15 protein-coding genes and 1 pseudogene are annotated in these 12,923 nt (G+C 39.9%); 13 read left to right on the top strand and 3 right to left on the bottom strand.

Annotated elements, in window-relative coordinates:
• The first annotated feature begins 271 nt into the window (after positions 1–271).
• The 6 genes from DCC39_RS17790 (at position 272) to DCC39_RS17760 (ending at position 4,014) form a co-directional block, all read left to right on the top strand.
• Positions 272–577: a YfzA family protein gene (locus DCC39_RS17790; RefSeq protein WP_116556234.1), complete on the top strand. Its 306-nt coding sequence runs from the start codon at positions 272–274 to the stop codon at positions 575–577.
• Between the two features lie 15 nt (positions 578–592).
• Positions 593–964, top strand: a complete 372-nt coding sequence (locus tag DCC39_RS17785; protein WP_116556233.1) for a GntR family transcriptional regulator — start codon at positions 593–595, stop codon at positions 962–964.
• 5 nt (positions 965–969) lie between these two features.
• Positions 970–1,836 (top strand): ABC transporter ATP-binding protein, encoded by an 867-nt coding sequence (locus tag DCC39_RS17780; protein WP_116556232.1) that lies wholly within the window; start codon positions 970–972, stop codon positions 1,834–1,836.
• Complete coding sequence (locus tag DCC39_RS17775; protein ID WP_116556231.1) at positions 1,829–2,434, top strand: ABC-2 transporter permease; 606 nt, start codon at positions 1,829–1,831, stop codon at positions 2,432–2,434. Before DCC39_RS17780 ends, DCC39_RS17775 begins: the two co-directional genes overlap by 8 nt.
• A 212-nt stretch (positions 2,435–2,646) precedes the next feature.
• Positions 2,647–2,916, top strand: coding sequence for a hypothetical protein (locus DCC39_RS17770; RefSeq protein ID WP_133243506.1), 270 nt, complete (start codon positions 2,647–2,649; stop codon positions 2,914–2,916).
• Positions 2,917–3,222: 306 nt separating this feature from the next.
• Positions 3,223–4,014, top strand: a complete 792-nt coding sequence (locus DCC39_RS17760) for a MerR family transcriptional regulator (RefSeq protein ID WP_116556229.1) — start codon at positions 3,223–3,225, stop codon at positions 4,012–4,014.
• 76 nt (positions 4,015–4,090) lie between these two features.
• Here DCC39_RS17760 and DCC39_RS17755 read toward each other — a convergent pair whose 3' ends face one another.
• Complete coding sequence (locus DCC39_RS17755; RefSeq protein WP_116556228.1) at positions 4,091–4,999, bottom strand: helix-turn-helix transcriptional regulator; 909 nt, start codon at positions 4,997–4,999, stop codon at positions 4,091–4,093.
• A gap of 77 nt (positions 5,000–5,076) precedes the next feature.
• Between DCC39_RS17755 and DCC39_RS17750 the strand changes: the two genes are divergently transcribed.
• The 4 genes from DCC39_RS17750 to DCC39_RS17735 all read left to right on the top strand — a co-directional run bounded on the left by DCC39_RS17750 (position 5,077) and on the right by DCC39_RS17735 (position 9,163).
• Positions 5,077–5,526, top strand: a complete 450-nt coding sequence (locus DCC39_RS17750; RefSeq protein ID WP_116556235.1) for a VOC family protein — start codon at positions 5,077–5,079, stop codon at positions 5,524–5,526.
• 214 nt (positions 5,527–5,740) lie between these two features.
• On the top strand, positions 5,741–7,042 hold the full coding sequence (locus DCC39_RS17745) for a phytoene desaturase family protein (protein ID WP_116556227.1): 1,302 nt from the start codon (positions 5,741–5,743) through the stop codon (positions 7,040–7,042).
• On the top strand, positions 7,032–7,901 hold the full coding sequence (locus tag DCC39_RS17740; protein WP_116556226.1) for an RNA polymerase sigma-70 factor: 870 nt from the start codon (positions 7,032–7,034) through the stop codon (positions 7,899–7,901). The genes DCC39_RS17745 and DCC39_RS17740 overlap by 11 nt, the downstream gene beginning before the upstream one ends.
• 698 nt (positions 7,902–8,599) lie before the next feature.
• Positions 8,600–9,163 carry a cupin domain-containing protein gene (locus DCC39_RS17735; protein WP_116556225.1) on the top strand — a complete coding sequence of 188 codons (564 nt, stop codon included), beginning with the start codon at positions 8,600–8,602 and terminating at the stop codon, positions 9,161–9,163.
• A gap of 113 nt (positions 9,164–9,276) precedes the next feature.
• Here the strand turns inward: DCC39_RS17735 and DCC39_RS17730 are convergent, their stop codons facing one another.
• A complete protein-coding gene (locus DCC39_RS17730) occupies positions 9,277–9,987 on the bottom strand; it encodes a Dph6-related ATP pyrophosphatase (RefSeq protein WP_116556224.1) in 711 nt (236 codons plus the stop codon).
• 344 nt (positions 9,988–10,331) lie between these two features.
• Between DCC39_RS17730 and DCC39_RS17725 the strand changes: the two genes are divergently transcribed.
• Positions 10,332–11,303, top strand: coding sequence for a helix-turn-helix transcriptional regulator (locus DCC39_RS17725; protein ID WP_116556223.1), 972 nt, complete (start codon positions 10,332–10,334; stop codon positions 11,301–11,303).
• Between the two features lie 93 nt (positions 11,304–11,396).
• Positions 11,397–11,915, top strand: coding sequence for a DinB family protein (locus DCC39_RS17720; protein WP_116556222.1), 519 nt, complete (start codon positions 11,397–11,399; stop codon positions 11,913–11,915).
• A 52-nt stretch (positions 11,916–11,967) separates the two neighbouring features.
• Here DCC39_RS17720 and DCC39_RS17715 read toward each other — a convergent pair.
• Positions 11,968–12,164 (bottom strand): annotated as a pseudogene (locus DCC39_RS17715) (IS1380 family transposase); the annotation flags it as partial.
• A gap of 131 nt (positions 12,165–12,295) precedes the next feature.
• Here DCC39_RS17715 and DCC39_RS17710 point away from each other — a divergent pair.
• Positions 12,296–12,754 (top strand): VOC family protein, encoded by a 459-nt coding sequence (locus DCC39_RS17710; RefSeq protein WP_116556221.1) that lies wholly within the window; start codon positions 12,296–12,298, stop codon positions 12,752–12,754.
• The last annotated feature ends 169 nt before the right edge of the window (positions 12,755–12,923 follow it).

The following is a 12,923-nucleotide window of genomic DNA, read 5'->3' as shown; positions in this document are numbered from 1 at the left end:
TACGAAGGTGTTCTTAGGAATCTCCATCTTCAAATTTCGTTAAGAAATTAAGGTGGAGTAGTTCAATGTAAACATGGTTGCACGATGTTTCTTGTATGTATATAATGTTAATATAGTTTATATACATTATACAAAGATAAGTGTAATTATATGTAAATCGGTCTTTAATGACAATTAATGAAAGGGTCACAACCACTACTCTTATACTCTATAGAAGGTTTGAATTTAGTAAATACTCAAAATGATGAAACAAGAGAGGAGAAGTGTTCAAATGACAAGCACAGAAAAAACACGTCCTATGAATCTAGCAAAACGCTGGATGATCACCATTGGCATATTTTTAATTGTTCAATTGATCTTTATCGCTGTTGATGGCACTTTCCTGGAGCCAAACATAAACGACAGTGGCAACCTATTTGCCAGGATAGGAAGATGGATTTTGGATTCGAAGCTCTTTACTGAATGGATAACCCCTTATTCCTTTTCATTTTTTAATATGTTCATGACAATTCACGTTATTGCTATACTGATTCAAGCAGTACAGGACATTATTTCAAGTATGTTTCCAAAAAAATAAAGAAGAGGGATTGGCATGAAAATCATTATTTCCAACAGTTCAAAGGAGCCGATTTATGAACAAATTACAAATCAAATTAAATCGTTAATTTTAGCAGGTGAACTACAGGAGGGCGCGTCTTTGCCTTCCATGCGTAAACTTGCAAAGGATTTACAAATTAGTGTAATTACGACGAAACGTGCCTATGAAGAATTGGAGAAGGCGGGCTTTATCTATTCCATTGTCGGAAAAGGGTCTTTTGTCGCAGAGCAAAATTTAGAGGTTATAAGAGAGAAGAAGCTGAAGGTCATTGAAGAGCAGTTGGGTGCGGTTATAACGAATAGCAGGGAAATTGGCCTGTCACTTGATGAACTGCAGCAATTATTGAAGATTTTATACGAGGAGTGAAATGAATGGAAATTGTGGTTGAATTTAAAAATGTCACGAAAAAATTCAAAGATTTTTCCGTTAAAAATATGGATTTACAAGTGAAGAAAGGCTTTGTTACGGGCTTCATTGGAGCAAATGGTGCCGGTAAGTCAACAACGATAAAAATGATGATGAATCTATTAAAGCCGGATGCTGGGGAGGTTAAGCTTTTCGGATTGGAGTATGCGGCGCATGAGAAGGAAATCAAGGAACGGATTGGGTTTGTATACGATGGCAATGTATTTTTTGAAGGGATGAACTTAAAAGATATAAAACATATAATTGCACCAGCTTACAAACACTGGGATGATACATTATTTTATCAATATGTTGAACAATTCGAATTACCGCTTAATAAAGCGATGAAAACTTTTTCAAAAGGGATGCAAATGAAGGCATCATTGGCGATAGCCCTATCACATCATGCAGAGCTGATCATTATGGATGAGCCGACAGCAGGCTTAGATCCCATTTTCAGACGGGAGCTGTTGGTTCTGTTGCAGGAATTAATGGTTGATGATAATCGGACCATTTTCTTCTCTACGCATATTACAACTGATTTAGATCGAATCGCAGATTATATCGCTTTTATACAAAGAGGGGAATTAGTATTTAATCAGTCCATTCACGACGTAGCTGAAAACTATGCGCTCGTTAAAGGAGGAATGGAACTTCTGGATAGAGACACGGAAAAGGCTTTTGTTCATGTTCATCGTGCACCAACAGGATTTGAAGCGCTAACGGATAATATTAAAGCAGTGAAAAATATTTTCGGGGATTCGGTGGTCATTGAACAAGCATCACTGGAAGATATCATGTATTACTTCAAAGGGGGCATACAGCATGTTTAATTTAATCAGACGTGATGTCATATTACAGAAAAGGCAACTATTAATCTTTTTTCCTTTTATCTTATTCTTTATCATTATGGACGCACATCCAGCTTTGACTTTTCTCGTTGCCAGTATTTTTATTCCTTTTAATGCTTTTGGTTACGATGAAAAGGCAGAGACGAACATTTTATTAAATTCTTTACCTTACACACGTAAGGAAATTATCGCATCACGCTATCTTGGTGCTATTCTTTATATGATTTTATCCATTGTGGTGACAAGTTTAGCATTGTTTGTTTTCAATAAACCTTTTGCGATGGCTGATATTGCGATTGGCGGGGGCTTATTTTTATTATTTGCAGCTTTTACCTTCCCGTTATTTCAGATATTTAAACCAGGCCATATTACAACAGTTGTTCTCATTAGCTTTATCCTTCTGGTAGGCATAGGACCGCCTATCGTGAAGTTTTTAGCTGAACACTTTACAGCAATAACAGATTTTATTGTCAATTTATCCATTCCGGCTTTATATACGGGAGCGGCAGTTGTTATCATGGCAGTTTATGTTATTTCTTGGGGGATTACCACTGTTATTTACCAGCGAAAGGCGTTCTAAATGTTTTTTGGGCTAGCTGAAAAATTCTAGTCAACCCCGAAGATGTATGAGGCAAGAAGCAGCGATAACCCAAGTTCAGCCAAAAAGGAAAGCCACTCATTTGGGTGGCTTTACACGTTGTTGTTACAGTAGGTACTCATATAAACTTTCAAATCATGAAAACCTAGTCTTTAACCCCCTCAATTATCATAAAAATGTAATGAGGTGCAGTGATGACGAATAAACGGATATCTTTACTTTTAGCTGCAATGAATTCTTGGAATACGTCACCAAGACCAGTTATCGGACAACATATCATGGGCAGTTCTCCTTTTACATATGCCGCGTTTACTATGATGGCCGCACAAGTTGTGCTTGTCCCGCTTGGGAAAGAAATGCGAGATGAGCATATGCTCAGTTGGGGAGGATTTGGACTGGCACTATTTTTTTATATCATAATCCGTCTTTCCAGAAACATTCTTCTACGAAATTCCGATGGCTGAGATTGTTGGGCATTTTGGAGCCCTCATTACATGTCTTGTTTTTATTCGTTATTTACGGAGAGATATTTTCTTTTGCTTGTTTCCTATAAATGGTTGGTGAACAAACACGAGGAAAAAACATAAAAAGCGGAAATTCCCTGCGAGAAGCCACTACCATTATTATCTTTGCTGATTTAATCATGAGTTTAGATAACGTTCTTGCAATAAAATAATGTTCCCAATCCGAATTGTATCTTTTTCGGCTTGCGCCCTCCGTTACGTCATATGCTAATTTAAAATTATAATAATCATGGAGAGATGGCTTATATGGAAAATCAAGTACCTGCTTTTACAATTAGTGAGTTTGGAAGTCGCGCAAGAATAACGGTAAGAACATTACGGTTTTATGAGGAATCAGGGTTATTGGTACCAAAGCAAAAAAACAGCTCTGGTCACAGGTTGTACGGATTAGCAGAATTGGCGAAACTGCAACAAATTCAGTCATTAAAATTCTTAGGCTACTCTTTACAGGAAATCAAAAACTTAATTGGGAATGATACGGATGCATTTACTCAACTCGAAAAGTCATTACCTTGGCAACATAAACTCCTGACAGAAAAAAGAAACGAATTAAATCGAGCGATCGAAGCGGTAGAACGTGTTCAATTCATAATGAGAGAAGGAAAGCCAATCACGTGGACGGTTTTAAGTTCTCTGCTTTATCAGATGGAACATGAACAAGACCAAATAGAGTGGGTGAAAGAATATTTTTCAGAGACAATAGCTAATCAATTTTTTTCTCTTCCGAAAGAACAGCGGCAACAAGTGGATGTGGAAATGTTAGACTGGTTAGCGACGTTGAAACAATTGATGAAAGAAGGTGCTTCTCCGAAATCGCCTGAAGCCTTTGACGTTCTTGTAAAACTGACTGAATTGGCAACAAAACATGTCGATAACAAAGATGAGCTAGCGGAAGAAAAAGCACAAGAATTAATGGAATCAGATGTAATGGATTTTAAGTTCCCTACCTTTTTGACGTCGGAGGAAGAAGCCTTTTTAGAAGAAATAGGGAAATCGATGGAAGCATTATATAATGAAAATGAGAAAAAAGAAGAATGATCAAAAGCAGAGTCCTTGATTTTAGAACGTTTGATATCCATCATATACTTTCTCTTGAAACCGTCCTATGAACAGTTTAATTGTAAAGCTCCACTGCTTCCTTCAAAAAGTTTACATATTTAGCAATAAAGCCTTTTGGCTTTATAATTTTAATTTTATTGCCAAATCCTGCTAAAAATTGGAAGGCAAATTGAGTCTCAGGCAATTCAATTGTCGCAAGGTAATTTCTTGCAGTCACTTTTGTAACGACATTTTTTCCGTATCTCTCAATAAATTGATCTCTTACTGCAACATCTATCAAGAGCTGTAAACTAACCAAATTTTGTTGTTCGTTGTGTTGTTTTTCTTCCTTAAATTCCTTATCAGGCCTTGGGACAAAAAAACCGTCTTTTTGGATATTTAATATCCTCGTCAATTTAAACGTTCGATAGTCTTCCCGTTCTAAACTATAACCAAAAAGATACCAATGCATCTCGCTTACATGTAGCTTATAGGGTTCTACGACTCTATACGTTTTGTTTCCTTTTTGGTCCACATACTCAAACTTTAATAACCAATTATTCTCAATGGCTTGCTTGATAAATAAAATGTCTTCTTTGATTTGACTTCTTCCTGGCCAATCATAGAAAGTTAAATCAAGTGTTGGAGAAATAACTGCGTTGGTCATTCCTTTGATTTTTTGAATAGTCGTTTGAATTTCTTGATTCGTAATCAGTTGCTCAAAACCGCCTAAAGCTACGAGTATATTTTCAATATCTTTGTTATTTAATAATCGTTTATCGAATTTATACTCTTCCATTAGCGCATACCCTCCTTCAGCACCATATTTCGCATAAATAGGGATGTTTGCATAACTTAATGTTTCCATATCACGTTGAATCGTTCGTCTCGTTACATTAAAAAGTCGACTAAATTCTGATGCTGAAACAACTTCCTTTTGTAACAAGATCATAACTATCGAGATAAGTCGCTCAATTTTTTTCATATTCTCCTCCCATATACGACATATAGTTGTCGCCTATGCTCTATTATACTTCAAATATGAAAAGGAGGAAGTAAATGATGAAAGCAATAGCTTATCTACAATTTGATGGACAGGCAGAAGAAGCGTTAACTTTTTATGAAAAGGCATTCCAAGCAACAAGCGTAAAAAAGGTGAGATTTGGTGCTTTTGGTCAAGATCCAAACGCTCCATTAACGGAAGAAGAACAAAACATGATTATGGAATCTCGTATTGAGTTTTCAGGGAATATTTTAATGGTCTCTGATGTACTGCCTTCTATGCAAGCTGTGACAGGCGAAGTCACAAAGGGGAATACCGTCTTAATCAGTATCATTGATGCTGATCCAGAAATGAATAAACAAATTTTTGAAAGACTTTCAGAAGGCGGAACCGTGATCATGCCGTTATCTTCTACGCCATGGTCAGCAAGTTTTGGAATGTTGGTCGACAAATTTGGTGTAATGTGGAAATTTAATAGTGAAGCGAATAAATTCCTAGATAGTTATTAAATTTGTATTGGTGTGCTTATTTGTCCAATTGGGAAAAAGATGAAATCACCACTTCCCGTCAGATTACACCCTATTTTCAGAAGCTTTTTGGAATTTTAGCTGATTACTCCTTATAAATTCCGAAAGTGTATTTAAATATTTCATATTGGCTGTCACAAAATCCTTTCCCCAATCGTTTTGATTACAGAACGATATCTAGGAGGGATTTTTTTTTATGTTTAAATATGATGTGGCGATCGTTGGTGGAGGATTGGCTGGGTTGACAGCAGCTAATTTTTTGATAAGGGAAGGAAAAAAGGTCGTTGTTTTGGAAAAGTCGAATCGTCTCGGTGGCAGGGCGATAACGAATGATAAAAATGGAATCCTTATGAATTTGGGATCGCATGGACTGTATCTTTCAGGAGATGCCATGACGATTTTTACTGAACTTGGATTATCCATTCCGGGTGGGAATGCTTCTGTTCAAATTCATGGCATTCTCAATAAGTCAGTTCAAGTCATTCCAACAGATTTTTCATCAATGATGTCGTCTTCTCTTTTATCATGGAAATCTAAGTTCGGCGAATTAATGTTAAAGTTAATGAAATTAAATGTTGATTTCATTCCAGAAGTTAGCCTTACGGAGTGGGCTGATGCGGAAATAAGCGATTCGATGGTAAAGCATATTTTTTATTCAATCTGCCGATTGACGACATATACAAATGCACCGACCTTACAGCTTGCAAAGCCGGTATTGAAACAAGTGCAACGTACTTTCAAGGGCGGAGTTTTGTATGTTGATGGAGGTTGGGGAACGATTGTGGAGAAACTTAGGCAGCAGGCAATAGCCGCAGGAGTTGAAATATTTCCGAATAAAAATGTCGCAAAGATTGAGCATCATGGGGACTATCAAAGCATACTTTGTTCGGATGGAACGGTCTTTAACGTAGCTCATTGTATCGTTGCGACTCCTCCGAAACAAGCTGTGAAAATGATTAAAGATGCGGAACATACCTCGTTGGGTCTATGGAATGAACAGGCGATTCCTATTACGGCAAGCTCTATTGATTTAGGGTTGAAAAAATTACCTACTTCACGGCACCAATTTGCAATCGGTCTAGATCAATCGTTATTTTTCACAAATCAATCACGAGCAGCAAAATTAAGTGATGATGGAACAGTCGTTGTAAGTCTGGCAAAATATCATAATCCTTTGGAAGAAATGAACATACATGCAGATAAGCAGCAATTAGAATCAGTGATGGATTTGCTTCATCCAGGATGGAGACAAGAAGTGGCTGTGCAACAATTTTTACCAAAAATAACGGTATCGTATAATTTCCCACATTTGAAACGAAAAGAAAACCCGGGTCCGAGTATACCAGAAATGAAAGGAATGTATATTGCAGGAGATTGGACCGGACATGAGGAAGTATTGGCTGATGCTGCAGTTGCGAGTGGGAAGCGCGCAGCGCGAGAAATTTCAAAAGCTAACGAAATGATAGTGGTAAAGGAGACTAATCGTTTTGGAGACTGAACAATTGTATCAGACGTATAAACCTTTATTATTTTCGATCGCTTATCGAATGACGGCGAGCGTTGCGGATGCTAAGGATCTTGTACAGGAGGCGTTCCTAACTTATAACAGTGTAAGCAGCGAAAAGGTCATTGAAAACAAGAAAGCGTATTTATGCAAGATCGTGATGAATAGATCTATAGATAAATTGCGTTCCGCAGCTAGTAAGCGGGAGGTTTATATTGGGGAGTGGCTGCCAGAACCATTGGTAAATGAAGGAAGTGACCCTTCACATACTTATTTGATGAAGGAATCTATCTCGACCGCTTATCTCTTGCTTTTGCAGCAGTTATCTGAGGATGAACGAGCTGTCTTCCTATTACGAGAAGTTTTTCAGTATAGCTATGAAGAAATTGCAGCTATTATTGAAAAGTCATCTACTAATTGCAGGCAGATTTTCCATCGAGCGAAAAAAAGCATGGAGAACCGCCCGAAAGCTTCTACATTGGATTTCCAATCGATGAGAAGCGGCGTAGAACAATTTATGATGGCACTTCAAAAAGGGGATATTCATCAAATGCTGGAGTTATTGAAAACAGATTCTGTATTAATTACTGACGGAGGCGGAAAAGTAAAAGCTGCGCTAAATCCAATCTATACATCGGAGCGAATTGTCTTTTTGTTTACAAGTATAAGGAAAAAACTTCCTGAAAACACGCGGATGGAATTTAAAGTTGTAAATGGATTTCCTGGCTTTGTCATATTAATTAATGGCTATGTCGCTTATGTCGTCTCTTTGGAGTTCCGAAATAATAAAATTTGGCGTATTTATATGGTGGCAAATCCAGAAAAGTTTGCACACGTGCAAAATTATAACTAACGGTCAATACTATTCACCATATTGAAGACTTGGCCCCTGAAGAACAGGCTAAGAGAATTCAAGAAATGAAAAATAAGAGGGAATAAAAAGCGGATTCTTTTTATCTAATGCAAAACCCACATTTTGCGAGATGTTTTCGATCAGACTTTATTTCAAACCAACATGTATTTGTGTGCTAAGTTGTTTAAAAATTTATACATTAACCAGCGTTCGCTTATAACTAAGTAAGCGAACGGATGTTTTTCTTAAATAAAGGTGATATTAGTGTTGGAATTTTAGAAATTCATCGTAGAAATTTAACCCTCTAAAATGATAAAATTATTACCCTGATTTCCCCTAACTTTTATTGAGATTACCTTGCCTATTGGAAAGGGAAATGGAGAGAAAAAAAGAAAATAAACCAACCAAGGTAATGGACCCTGCAAACCAACTCAGTGAGGTATAGGAATAATGATTGTTAATGATTACTCCTCCCATTGCTGATCCTAAGTTTGAAAAAAATCCTGTTTTTACAGGGTTTCTTTCTAAATCAAAGTTTATAGCGTATTTTTAATTAAACTTTTGTACAAAGCCGAAACATCAACGGACAAGAACAGATACCCTAATTAGGGAATCTAGCAATAACACTTCAAAATATGTGGCATATGATGATTTTATAAACTATTATGAGATTAGTGATATAAGAGGGGTGGAAAAATATGTACCCATATCCGTATCCTTATTATGCTTATCCACCAATGCGTGACTGTTACAATATTCCTGATTACCAGAGTATGTCTAATGCATCCGGCTATACAAACTATTTTTGGCCGTATCCAAACACTCAGGGTTATATCGGTGCTATATTAAAAGATCATGGGAAAGACCCCTTTGTAGTGAATATTAACCAAGCTGCTAAGCAAAACAACACATTTCGTACCGCCATATGGACTGGAAACCATTTGCAAGTGACTTTGATGAGTATTAATGTTGGAGAAGCTATAGGCTTGGAACTTCATCCTGACGTTGATCAATTTTTACGTATTGAAGAAGGTCAAGGACTTGTTCAAATGGGCAAGAGTAAAGACAGTTTAAACTTTGTAAGACATGTATGTGATGACTCTGCCATTATGGTACCTGCTGGCACATGGCATAATGTAACCAATATAGGCAATACCCCGTTAAAGCTTTACTCAATATATGCACCGCCTGAACATCCATTTGGAACTGTTCATAAAACGAAAGCAGACGCAATAGCTGCCGAAGAAAATGAATCTGGTTGAAAAAAGGTTTTGAGTCACAACCTGCCGTTGATTACAGGTATAAGCCGAAAATAAAGAGGCGAGTCCATGTAATCTTGGGTGAAAACGGTCTCTTTTTTAAGTTATTTTATACTTTATAAGGCATCCGCATCCGACATCTGATCTAACTCCAAAGGCAAAAAAGCATATTCTCCGTCCTTAATAATCTCACATTTACGAACTGGAATAGGATATTTAAAAATTGGCCCATCTATTACTGTGGTATGGAATTCTCCACCTTCTCCGCAGGGGTCAATACCACGAGCTTCAAGCTCTTTCACGTATTCATGGGTTAACATTCGCCCTAAATCGTTCTCTTGCATTCCCAATGATAAATTAACAGTTACAATGATCGTTACAAACCCTAGATTTATGAACTCCTCGACGGCCTCCCGATGGTTCATTTCCCATAAAGGCATCCCAAGCTTTAATCCAGCATTCTTCGTAACCTTTTCATGCCAACAGCCATGAGCAGGCATATCTAAGTCTCCGGTTACTAACATTTCTGCTCCTTTAATTTTAGCTTTTTTTAAAAGGGATATAAATACTTGTTCATAATCTGTCCAACTTGTAGCTGCAGTATATACTGGCAACCCTATAGATTTAGCCTGGGCACGTATGAGTTCTGGAGGCATTCCATGGGATCTGGAACGTTTCCCTTCTTCCTCTAACATGACGATCAGTCCAATCGCTTCTCCAACCTTCATAGCTTTATATAGTGCTAAGACACTATCCTTTCCTCCACTAAAAGAAGCTATCATTTTATGCCCGCAAGCATTATTTTTCCAATCGATTAATGCTGTCATTCATATATCTCCCTTTATTCTAATGACTTTTTCACGATGTCTGTTATTAACTTAATATTGTTTGATTCAAATGTCCAGATGCAAATCACCGCTTGCATTTTATTTAATTGTTTGGGGAAAGCACTGGAACTATTGTGGTTATGCGTAGAGTGATTTTGTGTTTACTACTTAGGTCTCCTTACCCCAAGGCAGGAGGATTTTTCGTTGGTCAAAACAGGAAATCGGGGAAGAAAGCCCGAATACTTTCTTTTAACGATCTGACACGCGATGCAGGAGTCTATGTTTACATAATTGTGCAATACTATAACCAGTTTTATTTTCACGAGGAAAAGAGGGTGCTCCCGATGGCGAAATGGGACAACATGCTGTCCATGCTTTGGATGCTGCGCTCCGGAAGGAAGCTCACCGCCGCGCAGATTGCGGATAGTTTGGAGATCAGCGTTCGAACCGTGTACCGGTATATCGACGCGTTATGTGCCAGCGGCGTGCCGGTCGTCGCGGAATCAGGTCATGACGGCGGTATTCGCATTCTGGAAAGCTTCATGGAGACGCCGTTGTTCTTTAACTCCGTAGAGCTGAAGGCGCTTGTGGATGCGAATAAATTTGCGCAAGCCGCAGGCTATCCGTATACGGAGGAACTGGAAAGCGCGTTAAAGAAGGTAGAGAACGGGCTTCACGAAGAGCAGCGCCACGATCTGTTCCGCCAGACGAGCAGCTTGGACGTGATTTCCCCGGCGCGTCCACCTTCCGTCGTTCCGTTGTTGCGGGATCTGGAGCGGGCGGCGAAGGATGGGCGAACGATCCGTATCGCTTATCGCAAACCGAATGTGAAGCAGGCCGACGAACGTGAAGTTGATCCATACGGGCTCGCTTATGACCGAAACGAATGGTACACTGTTGCGTTCTGCCATCGTTCGCAGGCGATGCGGACGTTCCGAGTGGATCGCATCGCGCGGCTGGAGCCGACCGAAGCGCGGTTCGTAAAGCCGGAGCGTTTCTCCGCGTCCGCCTATTTCCGCGATCAGTCCGAAAGGGAACGGGAGGCGGACGGACCGCTGGCGGTCGTCCGCATTGCGGGAGAGCCAGACACGCTGAACGCGGTTTGCGGCCACTGGCATCTGCGCCACTATTTGACGGAGCGGACCGATCGGGAGGCGTGGTTTCAGCTCGATGTCCCGACGATGAATAAATACCTTCCAATGTATCTGGTGACGTTCGGCACCGCCATTTGCATACGGGAGCCGCTGGAATTGAAACGCCAAATCCAGAAAATGGCATACGGAATCGCAAAACTTTACGAAGACGATCCTGATTGAACTTCGCTGACAACGGTTGTCAGCGAACCCGATATATGATAGAGACAAGGCTGCAGCAGCCAAACGGCGAATAAAAGGAAGGTGAATTTATCTATGCTTCAACATCCGTATCAATTGTACGATTATCATGTTTGGGCGAACGATCGGCTTTTCGCCCACCTCGAGCAGCTTCCGAAGGATGCGTTCCATGCGGAAGTGAAGAGCGTGTTCCCGTCCGTGTCGCAAACATTAGGGCACATGTACGTTTTCGAACAGATCTATATGTTCGTGCTCGCGGAAGTTCCGAACGAGGATATTTTTCCGAAGATCCCAGGCTGGAGGGAGGAAGCGCAGGGCAAAAGTGTGGGCGAGATGCGGCGGCTGTTCGACGCCGCCGCCGAACAGTTCCGCGATTTGCTACGGCGTACGCCCGACCCGGACAAGGAGATGACGATCGAGCATCCGCAGTTTGGCCGTCTCGATACGCATTTCTCCGACATTCTGCGGCATGTGGTCAACCACGGGACGTATCATCGGGGCAATGTGACCGCGATGCTGAGGCAGCAAGGGTATGCCGGGGTCCCGACCGATTATATGTTCTATTTGCTGGATCGACAGGAAGGCCAGCGGTAAACGGGCGGCGCCATTGACCTGATGCCGCCGTCGGTCAGGCAAGCACCTCCGCTTCCAGTATCGTTTGGAGCGGTAACATGGTTTGCACTTCTTTGACAAATAAAAAGAAGTCTTTCATCCCGTTCATGTTGCAGGGATTCAGTTGCAAGTGGATGAGTTTTCCCGTTCCTGCCACAAAAGCGACGCGCACCTTGTACGAAGGGCGCGTCCGTGATAACGAGGATTGTAGCCGTTAGTGGCGCCTTCTTGCCCGGCTTCCGTGACGGAGGAAACCGTAAGGAAAAAGAAAAAGGATATTCCTTTAATTTGTAGAAGTAACAGAAGCATATGTTTGAATATATGCAAGTTTTAATATCATTTAAAACGGGAGGAAACTGAGAATGAACTCAATAAAAAGGGTAAACCATCAGCCCGAAGGAATGAAAACAGTCAATCCTTACTTAATGGTTGACAATGTGGCACAGTTAATAGACTTCATAGAAACAGTATTTGGCGGAAAATTAAAGTATAAACTTGACAGACCAAACGGAACCATTATGCATGCTGAGATGATTATTGGAGATTCTATCATTATGGCAGGTGAGCCTATGGAGAAATATGGGTCAATGCCGGCATCCATTTATCTCTACGTTCCAGACTGTGATGCCATTTACGAAAAAGCACTTCAAAATGGAGCAGAACCGATCATGCCCCCAACTGATATGAAGCACGCAGGTGAAAGATACGGTGGAGTAAAAGACATTTCAGGTAATATTTGGTGGATTGCGACTCATATTGAAGACTTGACCCCTGAAGAACAGGCTAAGAGAATTCAAGAAATGAAAAATAACTGGGAATAAAAAAACAGTGCAATTAAATGATAAGTGACACAAAGGAATCCTAGGGGGTTCCTTTTTTAGGGTATTTAGATTATCGTGTGGAATTATGTTGATTGACGTATGTTAAACTAAACATACATGACCCGCCGGGTCACAAACTTGGGATGAAAATGGTTCCATCCAATAGTTA

The sequence above is a fragment of the Pueribacillus theae genome (genome assembly GCF_003097615.1).
In the GTDB taxonomy this organism is placed as follows: domain Bacteria; phylum Bacillota; class Bacilli; order Bacillales; family UBA6769; genus Pueribacillus; species Pueribacillus theae.
This window is presented reverse-complemented; position numbering and strand designations above follow the sequence as displayed.